Raw genomic sequence first — 20,679 nt, 5'->3', positions numbered from 1 at the left:
AAACATCAATATAAGGTGTTTGAGTTTTTTGCCGTTTATTTTTGAGTGGATGCTTCATGGAGAGCTGAAAGTTCCCGTTCAAGCGAATCAATCAGTTCTTTTCCATCTCTTTCATCGACCAGTCCTAAACGAATTGCAAAATCTATTTCACGGGATAAGCCAAACATCTGAGTATCCAGCACCTCTTCATAAAGAGGACACTGGGGCATCGTTAAGTTGTCCATTTGAACCTTTATAAGGCGCAAAATTTTTTCTGCGTCTGCTTCTAATAGAGAGTAGGCTTTTTCCCTGTGATTGACTTTTAATTCAGATGCCATATCTAACTCCCCCTGTTCAGCACAATAAATTGACTTTATCTTATAAAATTTTATCGTTAATATGACTAATTTGCAAGGAATTTCGTATTTGTCTCCTGACAAGAGGGAATTCTAGCGTTATACTTTACATGAATCTTCAATTTACACAAGGGAGAGAACCCGATGGAAAATATTATGCCAATTAAAGGAAATGTAAAATTTCCAGTTACACTTGATCCGGGTGTCTGGATTTTTGATGACCGGCGGATTGACTTAAATACATACTTTGATACGAAAGAAAGCAGTGGCTTGTCCGCAGAAGAAGAATACACAAAAAACATCTCCAAGTTCTGGGATAAAGAAATCCGTGAAGGAGCTGTGTTTCCGCCGACGATTAAGTCAGAAAAAAAATTTGAAAAAGAAAAAGTGTTGACCGGCACATTCGGCATTCCTTTTGAACCGTTTTTGAAAAATGCCGAGCCCGATCCGGCTGCCCAATTCGTCGTTATTGAAACAGCCGGCGAAGAAGTAAAGCTGCCAGTGGAGCGGGCGCACGAAATCATTCTCGCTTTTTCCAAGGAAGGTAAGCCGCTCCGTGAAGACGGGCCGGTGCACGTTCTTTTTAAAGACGGATCAAACCGAAACGAACCAATCCAGCGAGTAAAAGCATTTCGAATTGAATAAGCGCATTTTGGCCGAGCGCACATGCAGCAAAAAGGAGCAATTGATCTGCTCCTTTTTTGTTTAAAAGGAATTATAAAATATCAGCGGCTAGCTGCGCGAGTCCCGATCGTTCCCCTTTCATTAATTTTATATGACCTGACACTGCTTGATCTTTAAACTTTTCAATCACATAAGTTAAGCCGTTATTGTATTCATCCAAATACGGATGGTCAATTTGAGCCGTATCGCCCATTAGCACAATTTTGCTCTTTTCTCCGACTCTCGTTAAAATGGTTTTCACTTCATGCTTCGTTAAATTTTGCGCTTCATCAATGATGATATACTGCTCAGGTATGCTTCTTCCCCTTATATAAGTGAGGGCTTCTACTTCCACGGAATGGAGTCCCGCTAAAATTTGGTCGATTTCTCCTGGTTTTTTCGTATTAAATAAATACTCTAGGTTATCATAAATAGGCTGAATCCACGGCCGTAATTTTTCCTGTTTTTCACCTGGCAAATAGCCAATGTCCTTGCCGACTGGAACAATCGGACGCGCCACAAGCAATTTTTTAAACAGCTGTAAGTCTTCTGTCTGCAAAAGACCTGCTGCCAGGGCAAGCAACGTTTTTCCCGTTCCTGCCTTACCCGCCATTGTCACAAGTGGAATATCCGGTCTCATCAACAGTTCGATGGCCATCATTTGCTGAACGTTTCGCGGTTTAATTCCCCAAACGACATCTTCATCATGCAATAGTTTTTTCAGCACTTTTGCCCGTGCATCCACGATACCGACAGCGGAGGCGGAGCTTCCAAGGGCGTCTTTTAATAAGAGAAATTGATTTGGATAAAAAGGGTGGTGAGCAATTTCAGAAAGCGGCAATTCCCCTTTTTGATAAAACAAATCAAGCGTTTCTTTTGAAACGTACATTTCCAAAAATCCTTTGTAAATATCGCTCATTTCTATGACGCGGTCACTTAAAAAATCTTCTGCCTGCAAGCCGAGTGCATCTGCTTTTACCCGAACGAGCGTATCTTTACTCACTAAAATAACCGCGCGGCCGTCTGCTTTTGCTTCTTCTTCGAGGGATAAGTTTTTTGCGACCGCTAAAATCCGATTGTCATTTGTTTTCTCAACGAATATATCTTGCAGTTTTTGAAAAGATCGATGGTTTAATTCAATTCGCAGGCTTCCCCCGTTTTCCAGTTTAATGCTTTCATGCAACTTCCCTGTTTCTCGCATTTTATCAATTAATTTCGATACAAGTCTAGCATTTCTGCCAATTTCATCCATATATCGTTTTTTTGAATCCAATTCTTCGAGTACAACTGCCGGTATCACGACTTCGTTTTCTTCAAAGGAAAAAACAGCGTATGGATCCTGTAACAAGACATTAGTATCTAGCACATAAATTTTACTCAACGATACGCCTCCTGCTTCGTTCATCTTTTTTATTATATGAAAGTAAGCTATGCTGCGTTCAGCGCTTAGGCAAAGGCTGCTAAAAATATATGTGTGTATGAATAAGAATAGAAGAAGTTCGCAAAATATAAACAGCCGTCTTACTTATAAATTAAAGAGGTGACTAAAATGAAAATTTTTCTCCCCTTTCTCTTGATCGCTCTTCTTTTTGGCTGTGCACAAAAAGAAGAAATGGGGTTCAACACGGAAGAACATACAGTCGATCAAACGCCTTATAAAAAAGTCCGGGTGAATAACAGCGAACCAAATGAAACAAAACGAATTTCCATACGCGAAGCTTCCCGACGGCTGGCTGGTACAGCCCGCGAAATGCCGGGAGTAAATGACGCGACTGCAGTAGCTTGGGGCCGGTATGCTTTTGTTGGAATCGATGTCAATGATAATCTGGATCGTTCAGAAGTTGGCTCGATTAAATATACGGTAGCAGAAGGATTAAAAAACCAGCCATACGGTGCAGACGCAGTTGTCATTGCCGATCCTGATTTATATGCCCGCTTAAAAGAAATTGGACAGGACATTGAAAATGGACGACCACTGCAAGGGCTGGCCAATGAGCTGGCTGATATTGCCGGACGCGCCATGCCTGAAGTTCCTGGAGACTTAACGGAGCATGAAACAGACAAACCGACAGAGAAGCCAAAAAAACAATTATCGCCAACCGAAGATCAACAGTTGCAAAGACAGCAGGAAGAACAGTCGAATCATCATAAATAACTTTTAGAAGCGCGAAGAATAAAATATTTCCTATAGTTGTCTAGCTCTAGCACCCAGCCGCCCGAGGTCAGCCAAATAGCTGTGGCGGCTGAAGAACTGCCTCCTTGCTATTCATCTTATGCTTGCCGCGGCTGAACAGGCGCTTCCTCTTTTCGTAATAAAAGGAGCTGAATCTTAAGTATCAGCTCCTCTTTTTAATGCTTCCAGCACTTGTTCATCCAACTTCTTTGCTGCATATTCATCGTATGTTTTTTCATGCTTCGGCTCGGACACAATTTTTGATCCATAAAACATGACATCCCTAATTTCAGACACATGAATTTCTACTATAGCCGTTTTGACGGGTACACCGGCAGCTTTTTCAGTGAGGATTGTCCCTGTTCCGAATACCGTATAAGCGGACTCATTTGCCAATAAGTGAATGGCAACAGCAGAATTGTGTTTCAAATTTTCCACTATCCGCGAACGGCTGTCCACTGCCATACGCAAGGTGTTTTCATCGAACGCACGAATCCAGGAAATAGTATGAATAGCAGGCCCACCTGATTTGCCATCAACCGTTGCAACAGTAACAAGGCGATCTTCTTGCAGCGCTTCAAACAATACCGGTATTAAATACGTTTCCACTCTGTTAGCCAAATTCATCCCCTCCCTCTCCCCTTTTATTATACATGATCGAACGGTCTATGCCGAATGTTTACACTCTCTTTCCAGCATTCGTAAAGACGTTTTCCCTTGTCTCGTGATATACTTGTACAAAAAGCTGGAGGTAGCTGAAATGAGAGTTAAATGTATCTTATGCGAAAGAATTGAAAAAATTGATGATCAGCTGCTGATCGCCAAACGTTTAAGAAATCGTCCCATTCATACGTATATGTGCGCAAACTGTAATGAACGAATTGCTGAGAAAACGAAAGAGCGAATTGCCACAGGTAAATTTCACATTTATCGTTCAGGCAAAGAGCAAGAAACTTTATGAACAAATGCGCAAGCGCCTTGATCAGCCTTAGGCAAAAATGTTCTTTCCTCGATGTCTAGCTGCGCCTCCTTGGAGCTCGAGGTCATATGCCAGTCTGACTGCATGGCTAAAAAACGCCATTTCGTCAGCCTGTCATATGCTTGTCGCCCCAGAGCAGTCGGCTCCGCTTTTCTATAAAGAAGTCCGTTTTTTGACTTCATTGAGAAAAGGTTATTTGACCTCGAGGGGCTAGGCGTTGGAGCTGGACGTAGACCTGCCTCGTTGTCAATTTAATCCAATTTACGATTGTTTTATAGTTTCCTAAACAGAAAATCAAACCTAAAAGGACCGCCGTTGGCGGTCCTTTTAGGTTTGATTTTCTTCTTTATGCATTTTCAGTCTAAATTTATACACGCCGAGCACAAGTGCTGTGACGAACAAACTTTCTACTACCGGCAGCTGGTAAGAAAGGATCAACAAAAGCAGTGATCCAATAATTAAAGATACATACACAATAATGTTTTTAGCTACAGATAATTTTTTAGCAAAGCCGAGGTTATAGACAAGAACACAAAGCAGTATGAGGGCAAACCAATAAATTCTGACTGCCCAGGTAACCCCTACTCCGTTAATTAAGGCTCCCAGCAGTGGGCTTACGTGTTCTAACCCTTCCACTCCCTATCTCTCCCTTACAAGTTAAATTTCTTCGTATTTTTTCTTTTTCGCCGCCCGCTCCCGTTCATTTTTATCGAGAATTTTTTTACGCAGACGAATGGACTCTGGCGTTAATTCGCAGTATTCATCATCATTTAAATACTCAAGCGCTTCTTCCAAAGACATAATGCGCGGTTTTTTCATTGTTGTTGTTTGATCTTTATTGGCAGAGCGTACATTGGTCGCCTGTTTCACTTTTGTAATGTTTACAGTCAGGTCATTTTCACGCGTATGTTCCCCAACAATCATTCCGCCATAAATTTCCGTACCTGGTTCCACAAAGATTGTTCCGCGGTCTTCTACTTGCATGATCCCGTATTGAGAAGCTTTACCGGCTTCGATTGAAACAAGCACACCTTGACGACGGCCGCCTACGCGCCCTTGTTGCATCGGCTGATAGCTGTCAAACGTATGATTAATAATGCCGTATCCACGTGTCATCGTCAAGAATTCAGTTGTATACCCAATTAAACCGCGGGCAGGCACCATAAAGATTAAACGAACTTGTCCGCTTCCATTGTTAATCATATCAAGCATTTCGCCTTTGCGCGAGCCTAATGATTCAATGATTGAACCTGTGTATTCTTCCGGCACATCAATTTGAACACGTTCGACCGGCTCACAGCGTACACCGTCGATTTCTTTTACGATTACTTGCGGCTTGGACACTTGAATTTCAAAGCCTTCACGGCGCATGTTTTCCAATAGAATAGACAAATGTAATTCACCACGTCCAGAAACAATCCAGGCATCCGGTGAATCAGTGTTTTCCACACGAAGGCTGACGTCTGTTTCCAGCTGTGCTTCAAGTCTTTCTTGAATTTTTCTTGATGTAACAAATTTGCCTTCACGTCCGGCAAACGGGCTGTTATTCACTAGGAAAGTCATTTGCAGTGTCGGTTCATCTATATGAAGAACGGGCAGAGCTTCCTGATGATCAATTGGGCACACTGTTTCCCCTACGTTAATATCTTCCATACCAGAAACGGCAATTAAATCTCCCGCACTCGCTTCTTCAATTTCAATCCGCTTAAGTCCCATAAAACCAAAAAGTTTCGTCACGCGGAAGGACTTGACCGTTTCATCTGTTTTCATTAACGCCACTTGCTGGCCTACTTTAATCTTGCCGCGGAAAACACGACCGATGCCGATCCGGCCGACATAATCATTGTAATCAAGCAATGACACCTGGAATTGAAGAGGCTCATCACTGTTGTCTATTGGTGAAGGAATATGTTCGATGATCGCATCAAACAAAGATTCCATATTTTCATCTTGTTTATCAGGAGTCGTGCTGGACGTTCCATTAATACCAGAAGCATAAATCACGGGGAACTCAAGCTGTTCATCGTTCGCATCGAGTTCGATAAATAGTTCCAGTACTTCATCCACTACTTCTTCCGGACGAGCAAAATCACGGTCAATTTTGTTAACGACAACGATCGGCCGCAAGTTTTGTTCAAGCGCCTTTTTCAAAACGAAGCGTGTTTGTGGCATACAGCCTTCATAAGCGTCAACGACTAACAAGACACCATCAACCATCTTCATGATCCGTTCTACTTCTCCGCCAAAGTCCGCATGTCCAGGAGTGTCTAAAATATTAATTTTTGTATCTCTATATTGTATCGCTGTATTTTTCGCTAAAATCGTAATTCCGCGTTCTCTTTCGATATCACCTGAATCCATTGCCCGCTCTTCTACATGCTCGTTGCTTCTAAAGCTGCCTGATTGTTTTAGGAGCTGGTCAACGAGAGTTGTTTTTCCGTGGTCAACGTGGGCAATAATGGCAATATTTTTCAAATCGTTTCTTGTATTCAAATTAGTTCCTCCTGACTAATAAAAAGCCTTCGTTTCATAAAGATCACTTCTGTAACTGAATTATTATATCACAGGTCATGTTGAATTCCTAATTGTTATTAAAGGTTTCTCTGCACCTAAAAATCTTGTACAATAAAGAAAAAGGAGGCACAAGCCGTGAAAGAAATAAAATGGATATTTTTATTATTCGCCATTGCCGCTGCATCATGCATGATCGGCATGGGAATTGCTATAGGAGAAGAAAGTATACTCGGCCTCATTTTATGCATCGTCGCTCTCATCGCCGTTATGGGATTTGGCTTTTCTACAAAAGCGAAGATGCGCCGGGCAGGGAGATTATAAATAAGGCTTATGAGCCAGATGCTGTAACAGCTATTATCCGCGTCCAAAATTTCTTCGGAGCAAAAAGGATGCAGACCGTACCTGCACCCTTTTTGCTTTCTATTTTTCTAATAGAAAATCAGTTAATATTCGTTTATGAAGTCCGGGAGCTCCGGCAAAGACACTCGTTGTCTTCATCATGTCCAGTTCTTTTCCTGACAAGGCTGTTACGTTGCCGCCGACTTCTTCCACCAAAATTTTTCCTGCAGCAAAATCCCATGGTGACAACCTCATCGTTAAGTAGCTGTCGAGCCTGCCCGAAGCGACATAAGCAAGTTCTAAAGCAGCCGATCCATAAGAACGAACACCCCTCACTGTCGTGGCCAAACTTACTAATCTCTTTTCATCAAAATAAGCATTTTTCACAAGCCAGGTTGCATTAACGGCAATCAGTGATTTCTCGAGCGTCACTTCCGACAAGGCAGGCAACTGCACATCGTTCATAAAAGCTCCGCTTCCGCGTTTCGCATAATATAATTCATCGTGCGTGACATCGTAAATATACCCTAAACGACCAACGCCATCTTCGTAAATACCGATTGAGATGGCAAAATGGCGCTGCTGATGAATGAAATTCATCGTTCCGTCTATCGGGTCGATGATCCAAACGATTCCATCCAGCGAAGATAATTCGTCTCCCTGTCCCTCTTCCCCTAAAATAAAGTGGCTCGGATAAGTTTTTCGTATGTTCGAGATAAAAAACCGTTCCGTTTCTTCATCGATGTTCGTCACTAAATCATTGGGGTTTGATTTTGTTTGAATGCTTAAAGAATGCTGAAAAGATTCTCGGATAAAAGCACCCGCCTCCATAATCCACGCCTTTACTTGCTGATCCATTTCCGTCCAATTCACCATAACCATTCCTCCACCGCGGAAAATTATGTACCGTACCGCTTTCGCTTACATGAAATTATAGTATACATTTCTCTTTTTGCAAAATAAAAACGGCCCCGCATGCTTCATATAGCGAGCCCGTTTTTTATTCACTTGTTATCATCTTTCGTCTCCCTTATGACCACCTCTGCTAATTATGCTTCCATTTTCAACATTTGTTCGCGCAGAACGTTTAGTTTTTCTTTCGACTTTCCAATTTGAACAGTATTTTCTGTCTGCATTGCTTCAAATAAGACCGCCAGCTCATAATCTAGTTCTAAGCGGATGACGGCTAATTTCTCTTTCGATTGTGTGTGTGTCTTCATTCCATTCATTACTTGTTTCATTCGTAAGCACTCCTTTTGTTTTTCTAACATTTAGATTTTAACTGCGGGAAACTATAAGGTGCTGCTATTGTTTGTTTCTATTACGTAGTATTTCTATTTTCTCAATTTTTTATGATAAAATATTTCCAATAAAAATTGGGAGGATATTTTATGAACTTTACTGGTTTTGACCAAACTGATTTTGACGTTTTCCACATCGACGGCTTGGATGAAAGAATGAAAGCTTTAAAAGCGTCGATTCGGCCTAAATTAGAATTATTGGGCACTCATTTCGCCGAGGAACTAAGCCTTCTCACAAGCGATGAGATGTCTTTCCATGTGGCTAAACATGCCCGCCGAACGGTAAACCCTCCTAACGATACATGGGTTGCATTTGCCAACAATAAACGCGGGTACAAACAGCATCCACACTTTCAAATTGGTTTGTGGGAATCGCACTTATTTATTTGGTATGCTGTTATATATGAAGCGCCTAATAAAACGGCTGTCGGGTCTCTTCTTGAGGAAAACGTACCATATTTACGAAAGCACATTCCCGGTGAATTTGTCTGGTCCGATGATCACACAAAACCGGGGGCATACAAAATGAAAGATTTATCTGATGATCAATTACTCCATTTGTTCCAGCGCCTCCAATCTATTAAAAAATCGGAAATTCTTTGTGGTTTCCACTTGCCGAGAGAAGAAGCTGTCCGGCTGAGTGGTTCGGAATTAGTTGAATTAATCTATGATGTGTTTGTAAAATTAATACCCGTATATAAATTATCTTAAACAAATTAACCCTCCTAAAATGTACTTTTAGGAGGGTTTGTCTTTTTTAGAATGGGGTGATAGTATCCGTTATCCTTATTTCATTTTTATTTTTTCACCGGGAGAAGCAGCTTTCATTTTTTGAATAGCATGATAAGAAGAATACTTGCTCGCTTCTTCGAATTCATTACAAAGCTGTTTTTCTTCCGATTTGCTCGGAACAATTTCTTTAAATCTGCGGTAAGCATTCATTAATTCTTCTTTTTGAATCCCTTTCTCGTAAGCCATTTCTATCGCTTCAAAAAACTTAACAACATCAATTACTTCTTCCGTTGACCAGCCCGTCGAAAAAGGATAAGAATATTCCATTACATTACACCTTCTTTTCACATTCTTTTCACATTCTTTGGAGGCGCTCCACTGGCAATGGCTCTTGCAAGTGCGCCGATCGGCCGCTTGATCACCACTTTATCATTTTCATTGCCTGCAATCAAAGTTTTTTTATAGGTTTCAGACTTTTCTTCATTTACATATTTCTCAGCTTACTAGGCAAACCTTTATGAAAGTGCTATAATTCTTTTGTTTTCAATGAAAGGCCAGCATACAACAACAGAGATACGTTATTATTAATGAGGTGAAAAATACATTGTCACAATTCGATACTCCCCTATTTACCGGCTTAAAGGCCCACGCAGAAAAGAACCCAGTGCAATTTCACATTCCCGGCCATAAAAAAGGCAGCGGGATGGATCCCGAATTCCGCCAATTTATCGGAGAGAATGCTCTCTCCATCGATTTAATTAATATCGCGCCGCTTGATGACCTTCATCACCCCCAAGGCATTATCCAACAGGCCCAGGACTTGGCTGCCGAAGCGTTCGGTGCGGATCACACGTTTTTTTCTGTCCAAGGAACGAGCGGAGCCATTATGACAATGGTGATGGCGGTTTGCGGACCAGGAGAGAAAATTATTGTACCCCGCAATGTTCATAAATCCGTCATGACCGCCATTGTCTTTTCCGGAGCTGTTCCCATCTTTATTCACCCGGAAGTTGATGCCGAGCTCGGTATCTCCCATGGCATTACGACGGATGCTGTAGAACGGGCTTTAAATGAGCACCCGGATGCTAAAGGGCTGCTTGTCATTAACCCAACATACTTCGGTATTTCTGGCGATTTAAAACAAATTGTTACAATCGCTCATTCGTTTGATGTGCCCGTTCTCGTCGATGAAGCACACGGCGTGCACATTCACTTCCATGAAGACTTGCCGATGTCCGCCATGCAAGCAGGGGCTGATATGGCAGCAACGAGCGTTCATAAGCTGGGAGGCTCTTTAACACAAAGCTCTATTTTAAATGTGAAAGAAGGGCTTATTTCAACGAAGCGCGTGCAAACGATTTTAAGCATGCTGACGACAACGTCCACTTCCTATATATTGCTCGCTTCTCTCGATGCCGCCCGGAAACGGCTCGCTACAGAAGGTAAACAATTAATAGACGAAACGATTCGCCTGGCGCGCTCCATGCGTAAACAAATTAACGAAATTAACCATCTATATTGTGTAGGAGAAGAAATACTCGGCTCGAAAGCCACGTATGATTTTGATCCGACAAAACTAATTATTTCCGTGAAAGAACTAGGCATTACTGGCCATGAAGCAGAAAAGTGGTTGAGAGAAAATTATAACATTGAAGTGGAATTATCTGATTTATACAACCTCCTTTGCATTATAACACCGGGAGATAAAGAGAATGAAGCGAGCCTTTTAATACGCGCTCTTTCACATATGGCTGATGTATTTGAAGGAACAGAAGAGAAAGTTCATGCAGAAGTGCTTCTTCCTAACATACCTCTTTTGGCGTTGTCACCGCGGGATGCTTTTTACGCTGAAACAGAAGTTGTGCCATTTGAAGAATCAGCCGGCCGGATTAGCGCTGAATTCATTATGGTGTATCCGCCGGGTATCCCGATTTTTATCCCGGGAGAAATCATTACAGAAGAAAACCTCACATACATTCTTAAAAATAGAGATGCAGGCTTGCCTGTTCAGGGTCCGGAAGACTTTGAACTGAACACACTGCGAGTGATTCAAGAGCGAAAAGCCATCGTATAGTTATCCAATATAAAACCCGGAAGCGGCTGCTTCCGGGTTTTATTTATTCCTTATTCAAACGGCATATGAATGGATTAATCGTCTAATTCTGTTTCTTCGTCGCAGCCGCAGTGTGAATACAAAACAGATACTTTTTCATCTTCAAAATGTTCGATCGTATTCATGCAAGATTGACAAACGATTGTTCCCATAATTAACATCCCCTTTTATTAGATTGTAAGCGGTTTATGTTCGTTAAATTTATAATAATATAACACATTGAAAATTTCAATGGTAAATTGTATGTCACATTGTCTTTTTCAAACAAAAAAGAGGCACTTTTCGCCCCTTCCAATAGAGTTTGAATCGTTTTTTAGATCGACTGACTCATATCTTTTCACTTGTAACAAATTCATGCAGAGGAGAAAAGGAAATGAAACAGCTGGTGTACAGCCAGCTTACCTGTCCAATAGAAGAGCAGCGAAGAAATAGTGATGAGTAAACCTTTATTCTGTGATTGCAGCATTTTTTGAGCAGCTGACATGCATAAATAGAAAAAGACGGCAAACAAAAGCCCATGAAAAGTTTTCGAATCTCCTTTTGACAACCATCCGGCTAATGTATAAAAACTCCAAATCATCAAATGAAAGATAAATACGAGATAATACCTCACAGATTCTCAGCTCATTTCTTTTTAATACCTGTTATATCCTATGGCTGAAACAAAGGATTTTTAACTAAATAGGTAAAAAAAAGAACTGCCCAAAGGACAGTTCTAGTTCAGCTTATTTTACAATATGGATTGGTGTGCCAAGAACGACTTCTGCTGCTTCCATGGAAATTTCACCTAATGTTGGATGCGCATGGATTGTCATAGCGATATCTTCCGCCGTCATTCCTGCTTCAATGGCAAGACCAAGTTCAGCGATCATATCAGAAGCCCCGGACCCCGCAATTTGGGCACCGATAATTAATCCGTCTTCTTTGCGTGTAACGAGCTTAACAAATCCATCTGTGCTATTAAGCGCTAACGCACGGCCGTTGGCTGCGAATGGGAATTTAGCCGCAGTGACTTCGATTCCTTCTTCTTTTGCCTCTGCTTCTGTATAACCGACAGTCGCCAATTCCGGCTCCGTAAAGCATACAGCTGGAATCGCCATATAGTCGATTTCAGAACGCTCTCCTGCAATGACTTCAGCGGCTACTTTACCTTCGTAAGAAGCTTTGTGTGCTAATGGAGGTCCTTGTACAATGTCACCAATCGCATAAATATTCGATACGCTTGTACGGCATTGTTTGTCGATTTCAATTAAACCACGGTCTGTTAGTTTGACGCCTGCTTGCTCAAGACCAAGTTCTTCCGTGTTTGGCTTGCGGCCAACCGTAACGAGTACATAGTCCGCTTCCACTTTTTCTTCTTTTCCATTTACTTCATAAGTCACTGTTACGCCATTATCTGTTTCTTCGGCTGATTTAGCCATGGCTTTCGTAACTATTTTCACACCTTTTTTCTTCAAGTTGCGCTTAACGAGAGCAGACATTTGTTTTTCAAAGCCATTTAAAATCTCGTTCGCTCCTTCAAGAATAGTCACTTCCGTTCCAAGGTTGGCATAAGCAGTGGAAAGTTCAGCGCCGATATAACCACCGCCGACAACGACCATTTTGCCTGGAACTTCTTTCAACGCCAAAGCACCTGTTGAGTTAATTACGCGCTCAGAGAATTTAAAGTTAGGAATTTCGATAGGATGTGAGCCAGTAGCTACAATTGCATCCTTAAACTTATATGTTTGAGCAGAGTTTTCATCCATCACACGGATCGTGTTTGCATCCACGAAATAAGCCTCTCCGCGAACAATTTCTACTTTGTTTCCTTTTAAAAGTCCTTCTACTCCACCAGTGAGTTTCTTGACTACACTAGCTTTCCATTCTTGAACCTTTTCAAAGTTAACTGTAACATTTTCTGCTACAATTCCGATATCATCCGAATGTTTAGCTTGTTCAAAGCGGTGTGCAGCTGTAAGTAACGCTTTAGAAGGGATACAGCCGACATTTAAACAAACACCGCCAAGTTCTCCTTTTTCCACGATAGTTACTTTTTGTCCAAGCTGAGCAGCCCGAATAGCTGCCACATATCCACCGGGGCCTGCACCGATGACGATCGTATCAGTTTCGATTGGGAAATCTCCTACTACCATTGCATTACGCCTCCATTAATAAAAGTTCTGGATCATTTAACAAACGCTTAATGTGATTAAGCGCGTTTTGAGCCGTCGCGCCGTCGATCATGCGATGATCAAAGCTCAATGATAATGCTAACACAGGTGCAGCTACAATTTCACCATTTTTTACTACCGGTTTTTCAGCAATTCGGCCAATTCCAAGAATAGCCACTTCTGGGTGATTAATAACCGGTGTAAACCATTGCCCGCCAGCAGAACCAATATTCGTAATCGTACAAGAAGCGCCTTTCATTTCAGCCGGAGCAAGCTTCCCGTCACGAGCTTTGCCTGCCAATTCATTAATTTCGTTTGAAATCGTAAACATAGACTTGCGGTCGGCATTTTTTACGACTGGAACGAGAAGACCTTTATCCGTATCGGCAGCAATTCCGATATTGTAATAATGCTTATGAACAATTTCGCCTGCTTCATCATCGAGTGATGTATTCAATGCCGGGTATTCCCGCAGCGCGCTTGTTAATGCTTTTACCACATAAGGAAGGAAAGTTAACTTAATGCCTTTTTCTTCAGCTACTGCTTTGAATTTTTTACGGTGAGCCCAGAGTTTAGTTACTTCTACTTCATCCATTAATGTAACGTGCGGTGCTGTATGTTTCGAATTTACCATCGCTTTGGCAATCGCTTTGCGGATACCGCTCATTTTTTCGCGCGTTTCTGGGAACTCCCCTTCAGGAATAATCGCTGCCGCAGCTGGTACGCTTTCCTGTGTACCCGTTTGCTGCACTGCAGATGACTCTTCTTGTTTAGCTGCCACTGGTGCTTCCGGTGCTTTCTGATCACCGGCAAGGAAGCTGTCGATGTCTTCTTTTAGCACGCGGCCGTTTTTGCCTGAACCAGCCACTTGGCGGATATCCACCTCTTTTTCACGCGCATATTTGCGGACAGACGGCATCGCTACAATACGGCGGTTCGGATCAACTTTCGTTTCTTCCTTGGCTGCTTCTGCTTTCACTTCTTCAGCTGCCGGCTGTGCCCCTGCTCCAGTTGCACCTGTTTTTTCCTGCATTGGGGCTTCTTCTTTTTTCAAGTCCTGCCCCGCTTCCGCTGTCGATTGAACTTGCGCTTCTGTTTTTTCTTCGCCGTCATCATGACCTTTAAACTGTAAATCTTCATAGCCCGGTGCGTCGAATCTGACGAGGACGTCACCAACGATCGCTACTGTTCCTTCACTTACTAGAATTTCTTCCACTGTTCCTGTAACAGGAGAAGGAATTTCTACTACTGCTTTATCGTTTTGCACTTCACACAGGACATCATCTTCTTCGATTTTGTCGCCGGGTTTCACAAACCATTTCACGATTTCGCCTTCGTGGATACCTTCACCAATATCTGGTAATCTAAATTCAAATGCCAAAGTCTTCATCCTCCTAATTTAAATTGATCATATAAAGCTGACAGCCGAGCATACCGACAAATGGCTCAAACCCGCCTTTAAGCGAGTTTGAACATTTTCTGCCATTGATTGTCTGCTATTAAAAATCGAGTACTTTTTTCGCTGTTTCAATGATGTCTTTAAAGTTTGGAAGCCAAACAGGTTCAGCTTGAGAGAATGGATAGACTGTATCAGGAGCCGTCACACGCAATACCGGCGCTTCCAGGCTTAAAATGGCGCGGTCGTTAATTTCCGCTACGACGTTCGCTGCGATACCCGCTTGTTTCTGAGCTTCTTGGACGACAATCGCGCGCCCTGTTTTTTCTACAGATGCCACAATTGCATCGACATCCAATGGCTGAACGGTACGAAGATCGATGACTTCTGCCGAATGCCCTTGTTTTTCCAATTCTTCTGCTGCTTTGATCGATTCATGAACCATCGCACCATAAGTAATGATGGATATATCTGTTCCTTCACGTTTCACTTCTGCTTTTCCAAGAGGAATCGTGTATTCTTCTTCCGGCACTTCCTGACGGAAAGAGCGGTACAGTTTCATATGCTCAAGGAATATAACGGGATCATTGTCACGGATCGCTGAAATTAACAACCCTTTCGCATCATATGGTGTAGATGGAATAACAACTTTCAATCCAGGCTGCTGAGCAACGAGTCCTTCTAAGCTGTCTGCATGAAGTTCAGGTGTGAACACGCCTCCCCCAAATGGAGAACGAATCGTTACCGGAGCGGAATATGCGCCTCCTGAACGGTAGCGGAGACGGGCTAATTGACCGCTGATAGAATCCATTACTTCGTAAACGAAACCAAAAAATTGAATTTCAGGAACAGGACGGAACCCTTCAAGAGCAAGCCCCACGGCAAGTCCGCCAATTCCGGATTCAGCAAGCGGTGTGTCAAATACACGGTCTTCACCGAATTCTTTTTGGAGACCTTCCGTTGCCCGGAAAACCCCTCCATTCACTCCAACGTCTTCCCCAAAGACCAATACATTTTCATCGTTCTTTAGTTCGGTGCGCAGAGCGTCCGTAATAGCTTGGATCATTGTCATTTGCGCCATGGCTTACTTCGACTCCTTCTCTTTATAAATTTCAAATTGTTCTTTTAAGTTTGCTGGCATTTCTTCATACATATTAGACATTAAATCCGTCACTTTTTGCTTAGGCGTTTCATCTGCTTTTTTAATGGCGTCTTTAATTTCTTCTTTTGCGCGTTCAATCACGGCTGTTTCTTTTTCCTCGTTCCAGAGGCCTTTACCTTCCAAATACTTGCGGAAACGGACGAGCGGATCTTTCTTTTCCCACTCTGTATCCATGTCATTCGTACGGTAACGTGTCGGATCATCTCCCGCCATCGTATGTGGACCATAGCGGTAACACATTGTTTCGATTAAAGTCGGTCCTTCCCCATTCAAGGCACGCTCGCGGGCTTCGCGTGTAACAGCATAAACTGCCAATGGATCCATTCCGTCGACGAGCACGCTCGGCATACCTGCTGCGATTCCTTTTTGAGCAATCGTTTTTGCCGCTGTTTGCTTTTCGCGTGGTGTGGAAATGGCAAACTGGTTGTTTTGCACAATGAAAATGGCAGGAGCATTAAACGCACCGGCAAAGTTAATACCTTCGTAGAAGTCCCCTTGTGAAGAACCGCCATCTCCTGTATATGTAACGGCCACTGCTTTTTTGCCGCGTTTTTTCAATCCGAGAGCAACGCCGGCATTTTGAATGTATTGTGCACCAATAATAATTTGAGGTGCAAGTACGTTTAAGCCTTCAGGCACCTGGTTGCCATGGTAATGCCCGCGTGAAAATAAAAACGCTTGATATAATGGAAGGCCGTGCCAAATGATTTGCGGAACGTCACGGTAGCCCGGTAAAATCCAGTCTTCTTTTTCAAGTGCGAAATGAGAAGCGATTTGAGAAGCTTCCTGGCCTGCTGTCGGTGCATAGAAACCAAGACGTCCTTGGCGGTTTAATGAAATCGAGCGCTGATCTAAAATTCTCGTATAGACCATGCGAGTCATTAATTCCTCAAGCTGCTCATCTGTCAACTCAGGCATTGCATCCTGATTAACAATTTCGCCCTCTTCATTCAAAATTTGAAACATCTCAAATTGATCTTCAATCATTTCAAGTGTTTTCTTTGCATCAAATTGTGCCTTCTTTTTAGCACTCATGAAAGCCACCTACCCTTTCTTTTTTTGGTTGCGCATAAACTTGTTAGTTTTTAAGTTATCCTTAAACCTTTCACTTACGCACAATCTTTCCAATTGGATTCATTTATAGTTAGTGCTGTACTAGTCAAAACGAAATATACACTAGTACAATAACTTGTTTACAGACATAAGTCTATACTAATGATCAGCTGAAAGTCAAACAAAATTACCTTTAACAAAGGGAAGTTGTCAATTTTCCTGAATGAAAATTAAAAAAACTGTATTACCCCACGAAAAGATCTGTACTATAAAAAAAGCTTTTTTCTTTAGCTGTTATAGAGTAGTTTCTCTTTCATCATTTTTCTCTTTCTTTTTACATGTATATCCTTTCCCTTCGCAAAAGAAAAAAAACGAGAATTTTACTCGTCCCGTTTTTCTTCATTCTTATTATTCCTTTTTCATACTTTTATCAAATAAAGCTTTTTGCTTGTTAAACGTATTCGTTAACTCGTTAAATCGTTTAACAGCCATTGTCAGCTTTTCGTTTCTTTCATTAATTTTTGCCAGTTGCTCTTCTACCTGGGCTAACGTCGTCTCTTCCTTCTCCAGCAAGCCGTACAACTCTTTGTTTAATTGAAGAAGTTCCTTATACAACTTATCGATCGTTTGGTGTTCTTTATATCTGGCTTCCATCGTCTTAATTAAGTCGCTGAGCTGCTTTTTTGCTTTTTTATCTTCCATTTGTTCGCTCAAAGCGTGCATTTTAGAAAATTCTTCGGCCGCTTTCTTCATCGCTTCCTGCTCAGCCGAGAGTTTTTCTGCACGCTCTTTTAAATTTTCATCTGCTTCTTTTCCCAACTTCCGCCATTTTTCTTTATCCTCTTTATTTGCAGTCATCATCTCTTGATAAATTTCCTGCTCAGTTTTTTCAAGTTTTGCCAATGAACTTTGCTGCTTGACAAAACTTTCTTCCGCTTCCGCCGTTTTTTCAAAAATTGCGGAAGCTTTTTCTTCCGTTGTACCGCCGCAGCCCGTTAAAATAGCAGCCGCTGAAACAAAAGAAACAATATACCTTTTTTTCACTTCTCCATCCCCCAATAAACGTACATGTACTATAAATGGTTCTATGTATATGTGCGACTTACTTATTTTTTTACATATCCTTTTTTTATTCTGTTAAAACATCCGCTGCTTTCGTTAACAATGTTCCTTTTTTTTGATAAACTATCGGTAGTAGTTGACGCAAAGAAAGAAGGTACTTGTATGATTACGATGAAAGATATTGTTCGGGAAGGCCACCCTGTATTAAGGGAAAAAGCGGCTGAAGCGGCTCTTCCTCCAAGCGAAGAAGATAAAAATATAGCAGAGAGCCTGCTGGAGTACGTCCAAAACAGCCAAAATCCTGAAATTGCTGAAAAATTCGGCTTGCGTCCGGGTGTGGGACTCGCCGCTCCGCAAATCGGTTTGTCAAAACGAATCGCTGCTATTCAGGTGCACGATGAAAACGGAACCCTTATTAGCCATGCTTTGATTAACCCTAAAATCGTGAGTCATTCAGTGGAAAAAGCTTATTTAACTTCGGGAGAAGGCTGCTTATCAGTGGATCGGGACGTTCCCGGCTATGTACACAGGTATGCACGAGTAACAGTAAAAGCGATAGGCCTTGACGGCAATGAAATAAAGCTTCGGTTAAAAGGGGTTCCGGCTATTGTGATTCAACATGAAATCGACCATTTAAACGGCATCATGTTCTATGATCATATCGACTCAAAAAATCCATTCAAAGTGCCCGAAGGCGCTTCTCCCATTGAACGCTAAATGATGAAAACAAGCCGGAATGATTTTCCGGCTTGTTTTCATCATTAGCGTACTATAAAATAATCGCATTGTGGATCGCTTTGCTAATGGCGAAAGGCTACGTCTAGCTCCAGCGCCTAGCCCCTTGAGGTTAAATAACCTTTCCTCAATGAAGTCAAAGAGCGGACTTCTTTATAGAAGAGCGGAGCCGACTGCTCTGGAGCGACAAGCATATGACAGTCTGACTGCATGGCGTTTTTCAGCCATGCAGTCAGACTGATATATGACCTCGAGCCCCAAGGAGGCGCAGCTAGACATTGGTAAAAGAACATTTTTGCCTGAGGCTGGTCAAGGCGCTTGCGCTTTTGTTCTTGCTTTCATTAAATTAAATTCAGCTTTTCAAGAGCAAGATAAATACCGTCTTCCGCTACATCTGTTGTAACCATATCGGCTGCTTTCTTTACAGGTGGAAGCGCATTGCCCATTGCCACTCCTGTACCTGCAAGCTTCAGCATTTCAATATCATTTAACCCATCGCCAAACGCATAGACATCTTCCATTTTAAACTTTAGCCGCTCCATCATTTTTTTAATACCTTCCGCTTTCGATCCGCCGGCAGGCAAAATATCAAGCGAGTATGGATGCCAACGGATAAATGTAAATTCTGGAAATTGCTCTCTGTAATAAGATTCATCGCTTTCCTCACAAAAGATAAGCGTTTGATATAATTCACTCTCTTTGTAAAAATCTGGCGCGGATTCCGGGTGCGGAAACTTTAGGCTGCCGAGACTTTCCTCGATGTATGTATGCTTCGGATGATTCGCTCTCATCACCTTTTCATTCATGTAAACAAGCGGGTGTTCAAGTTTATTTGCACACTCATTGAGCCTTTCAAGTGCGTCAACAGCCAGCGGGTTTAAGTAAATCACTTCATCTTCGAACACGACGTATTGGCCGTTAAAGCTGACAAAAGAATGAATATCCAATTCTTTTCGCAAATCTTCATACATAAACGGTGCCCTTCCTGTAGCGATAGCTGTGTAGACGCCTTTATCTCTTAACAACCGGACCGCTTCCTTCGTTTTTTCCGGCAGCTGTTTATCGTGATCCAGCAGTGTTCCATCTATATCAAAAAAAACAATTTTCGTCATGTGAACGGCTCCTTTTCTCCATGTTTTCCCCCTTCAACCTATCTTAACTCCTTATAAAAGTCAACGAATCCGGGTCTTTCTGGCGTTTATTACCACGCAGTAAAGAAAATAATCTGCGCGGCTTTAACCATACTAAATAGCAGGTGTGGGACAGTATATTCCCGTTCTTCTTTAAATGCAGACAAACTTGTGTTAAAATACGTGTAAGGAGTGATCCACTATGTTAAGAAGGCTAAAAAAGAAGCTTGCCAAACAGTGGAGAGACATGCTCAGAAGAAAATCAATCGCATAATAAAGAATGGTGTAGCCCTTCCTTTATGAAGGGCTGTCTTTGTGTATAAATACAAAAAATGTTCATATTAATTTATACTCTACAAAAGCCGGAATGTTAAAAACATGAAAAAAAACTAGACATTCTATATAATAAGAAAAGCGCAAGCGCCTTGTCCACCCCCGACAAGTATAAGACGACCCTCACGAAAAGGTGTTCTTGGCCTTGCCGGGAGGATTGGCTTGTGACCTCAGGGGAGTGGCACTGGAGCTGGACAATAAAAAAAGCATAACAAACGAAGTTAGCTGGACTGTTTTCTGGAATTTATCCAGGTGTGCAGTTTTGATATATCAATCGGACAAGGAGAGAAACTAATGATTTTTAAAGTGTATTATCAAGAAAAAAGAGATGAAGTAGCTATACGCGAAAATACGAAAGTCCTTTATACAGAAGCGTCTTCCGAACGGGAAGTGCGCCACGCGTTAAAAAACCGCCCCTATAATATTGAATACGTTCAAGCGATCGAAAACTCTTATTTAGCTTACGAGCAGCAATCACCAAATTACCGATTGGAGCAGCTGTAATT

23 protein-coding genes are annotated in these 20,679 nt (G+C 42.0%); 8 read left to right on the top strand and 15 right to left on the bottom strand.

Features of this window, described 5'->3' with window-relative positions:
- Positions 1-35: 35 nt before the first annotated feature.
- Positions 36-317: a YlaN family protein gene (locus F9802_RS04240; protein ID WP_152149919.1), complete on the bottom strand. Its 282-nt coding sequence runs from the start codon at positions 315-317 to the stop codon at positions 36-38.
- A 162-nt stretch (positions 318-479) separates the two neighbouring features.
- Between F9802_RS04240 and F9802_RS04235 the strand changes: the two genes are divergently transcribed.
- Entirely contained in the window at positions 480-980 is a 501-nt protein-coding gene (locus tag F9802_RS04235; protein WP_152149918.1) for a molybdopterin-binding protein, read from the top strand.
- Positions 981-1,050: 70 nt separating this feature from the next.
- Here F9802_RS04235 and F9802_RS04230 read toward each other — a convergent pair whose 3' ends face one another.
- Complete coding sequence (locus F9802_RS04230) at positions 1,051-2,379, bottom strand: PhoH family protein (protein ID WP_152149917.1); 1,329 nt, start codon at positions 2,377-2,379, stop codon at positions 1,051-1,053.
- 168 nt (positions 2,380-2,547) lie between these two features.
- On the opposite strand from F9802_RS04230, the gene F9802_RS04225 reads away from it, so the two are divergent.
- A complete protein-coding gene (locus F9802_RS04225) occupies positions 2,548-3,153 on the top strand; it encodes a YhcN/YlaJ family sporulation lipoprotein (RefSeq protein ID WP_152149916.1) in 606 nt (201 codons plus the stop codon).
- 174 nt (positions 3,154-3,327) lie between these two features.
- Here F9802_RS04225 and F9802_RS04220 read toward each other — a convergent pair whose 3' ends face one another.
- A complete protein-coding gene (locus tag F9802_RS04220) occupies positions 3,328-3,798 on the bottom strand; it encodes a pyridoxamine 5'-phosphate oxidase family protein (RefSeq protein WP_318636097.1) in 471 nt (156 codons plus the stop codon).
- A 133-nt stretch (positions 3,799-3,931) separates the two neighbouring features.
- Here F9802_RS04220 and F9802_RS04215 point away from each other — a divergent pair, with 133 nt between their 5' ends.
- Positions 3,932-4,132 carry a YlaI family protein gene (locus F9802_RS04215; protein ID WP_152149914.1) on the top strand — a complete coding sequence of 67 codons (201 nt, stop codon included), beginning with the start codon at positions 3,932-3,934 and terminating at the stop codon, positions 4,130-4,132.
- Positions 4,133-4,477: 345 nt separating this feature from the next.
- On the opposite strand, the gene F9802_RS04210 is transcribed toward F9802_RS04215, so the two are convergent.
- Positions 4,478-4,786, bottom strand: a complete 309-nt coding sequence (locus F9802_RS04210) for a YlaH-like family protein (protein WP_152149913.1) — start codon at positions 4,784-4,786, stop codon at positions 4,478-4,480.
- A gap of 21 nt (positions 4,787-4,807) precedes the next feature.
- A complete protein-coding gene (typA, locus tag F9802_RS04205; protein WP_152149912.1) occupies positions 4,808-6,643 on the bottom strand; it encodes a translational GTPase TypA in 1,836 nt (611 codons plus the stop codon).
- A gap of 156 nt (positions 6,644-6,799) precedes the next feature.
- Between typA and F9802_RS04200 the strand changes: the two genes are divergently transcribed.
- Positions 6,800-6,985 carry a YlaF family protein gene (locus F9802_RS04200; protein ID WP_152149911.1) on the top strand — a complete coding sequence of 62 codons (186 nt, stop codon included), beginning with the start codon at positions 6,800-6,802 and terminating at the stop codon, positions 6,983-6,985.
- Between the two features lie 99 nt (positions 6,986-7,084).
- On the opposite strand, the gene F9802_RS04195 is transcribed toward F9802_RS04200, so the two are convergent.
- Both F9802_RS04195 and F9802_RS04190 read right to left on the bottom strand, forming a co-directional pair.
- The gene (locus tag F9802_RS04195) at positions 7,085-7,879 is read right to left on the bottom strand and encodes an inositol monophosphatase family protein (RefSeq protein WP_152149910.1); all 795 of its coding nucleotides are present in this window, start codon (positions 7,877-7,879) and stop codon (positions 7,085-7,087) included.
- 173 nt (positions 7,880-8,052) lie between these two features.
- Positions 8,053-8,244 carry a hypothetical protein gene (locus F9802_RS04190; protein WP_152149909.1) on the bottom strand — a complete coding sequence of 64 codons (192 nt, stop codon included), beginning with the start codon at positions 8,242-8,244 and terminating at the stop codon, positions 8,053-8,055.
- A gap of 150 nt (positions 8,245-8,394) precedes the next feature.
- Here F9802_RS04190 and F9802_RS04185 point away from each other — a divergent pair, with 150 nt between their 5' ends.
- Positions 8,395-9,015 carry a YktB family protein gene (locus F9802_RS04185; protein ID WP_152149908.1) on the top strand — a complete coding sequence of 207 codons (621 nt, stop codon included), beginning with the start codon at positions 8,395-8,397 and terminating at the stop codon, positions 9,013-9,015.
- Positions 9,016-9,090: 75 nt separating this feature from the next.
- Here the strand turns inward: F9802_RS04185 and F9802_RS04180 are convergent, their stop codons facing one another.
- Positions 9,091-9,363 carry a UPF0223 family protein gene (locus F9802_RS04180; protein WP_152149907.1) on the bottom strand — a complete coding sequence of 91 codons (273 nt, stop codon included), beginning with the start codon at positions 9,361-9,363 and terminating at the stop codon, positions 9,091-9,093.
- A gap of 277 nt (positions 9,364-9,640) precedes the next feature.
- Here F9802_RS04180 and F9802_RS04175 point away from each other — a divergent pair, with 277 nt between their 5' ends.
- Positions 9,641-11,110 (top strand): aminotransferase class I/II-fold pyridoxal phosphate-dependent enzyme, encoded by a 1,470-nt coding sequence (locus F9802_RS04175; RefSeq protein ID WP_152149906.1) that lies wholly within the window; start codon positions 9,641-9,643, stop codon positions 11,108-11,110.
- A gap of 74 nt (positions 11,111-11,184) precedes the next feature.
- Here F9802_RS04175 and F9802_RS04170 read toward each other — a convergent pair whose 3' ends face one another.
- The 6 genes from F9802_RS04170 to F9802_RS04145 form a co-directional block, all read right to left on the bottom strand.
- Complete coding sequence (locus F9802_RS04170; protein WP_152149905.1) at positions 11,185-11,301, bottom strand: GapA-binding peptide SR1P; 117 nt, start codon at positions 11,299-11,301, stop codon at positions 11,185-11,187.
- Positions 11,302-11,874: 573 nt separating this feature from the next.
- Positions 11,875-13,284, bottom strand: a complete 1,410-nt coding sequence (lpdA, locus tag F9802_RS04165) for a dihydrolipoyl dehydrogenase (RefSeq protein WP_152149904.1) — start codon at positions 13,282-13,284, stop codon at positions 11,875-11,877.
- Between the two features lie 4 nt (positions 13,285-13,288).
- Complete coding sequence (locus F9802_RS04160; RefSeq protein WP_152149903.1) at positions 13,289-14,683, bottom strand: dihydrolipoamide acetyltransferase family protein; 1,395 nt, start codon at positions 14,681-14,683, stop codon at positions 13,289-13,291.
- A gap of 118 nt (positions 14,684-14,801) precedes the next feature.
- Positions 14,802-15,779 (bottom strand): alpha-ketoacid dehydrogenase subunit beta, encoded by a 978-nt coding sequence (locus F9802_RS04155; protein ID WP_152149902.1) that lies wholly within the window; start codon positions 15,777-15,779, stop codon positions 14,802-14,804.
- 3 nt (positions 15,780-15,782) lie between these two features.
- Positions 15,783-16,895 carry a pyruvate dehydrogenase (acetyl-transferring) E1 component subunit alpha gene (gene pdhA / locus F9802_RS04150; RefSeq protein WP_152149901.1) on the bottom strand — a complete coding sequence of 371 codons (1,113 nt, stop codon included), beginning with the start codon at positions 16,893-16,895 and terminating at the stop codon, positions 15,783-15,785.
- Positions 16,896-17,321: 426 nt separating this feature from the next.
- Positions 17,322-17,957, bottom strand: a complete 636-nt coding sequence (locus F9802_RS04145; protein WP_191991759.1) for a YkyA family protein — start codon at positions 17,955-17,957, stop codon at positions 17,322-17,324.
- 180 nt (positions 17,958-18,137) lie between these two features.
- Between F9802_RS04145 and def the strand changes: the two genes are divergently transcribed.
- Positions 18,138-18,692, top strand: a complete 555-nt coding sequence (def, locus tag F9802_RS04140) for a peptide deformylase (RefSeq protein WP_152149899.1) — start codon at positions 18,138-18,140, stop codon at positions 18,690-18,692.
- 359 nt (positions 18,693-19,051) lie between these two features.
- Here def and F9802_RS04135 read toward each other — a convergent pair whose 3' ends face one another.
- Positions 19,052-19,822, bottom strand: coding sequence for a Cof-type HAD-IIB family hydrolase (locus tag F9802_RS04135; protein WP_152149898.1), 771 nt, complete (start codon positions 19,820-19,822; stop codon positions 19,052-19,054).
- Positions 19,823-20,467: 645 nt separating this feature from the next.
- On the opposite strand from F9802_RS04135, the gene F9802_RS04130 reads away from it, so the two are divergent.
- A complete protein-coding gene (locus F9802_RS04130) occupies positions 20,468-20,677 on the top strand; it encodes a DNA-dependent RNA polymerase subunit epsilon (protein WP_152149897.1) in 210 nt (69 codons plus the stop codon).
- Positions 20,678-20,679 lie beyond the last annotated feature (2 nt).

The organism is Bacillus aerolatus, from assembly GCF_009183655.1.
GTDB lineage: Bacteria > Bacillota > Bacilli > Bacillales > Domibacillaceae > Pseudobacillus > Pseudobacillus aerolatus.
This window is presented reverse-complemented; position numbering and strand designations above follow the sequence as displayed.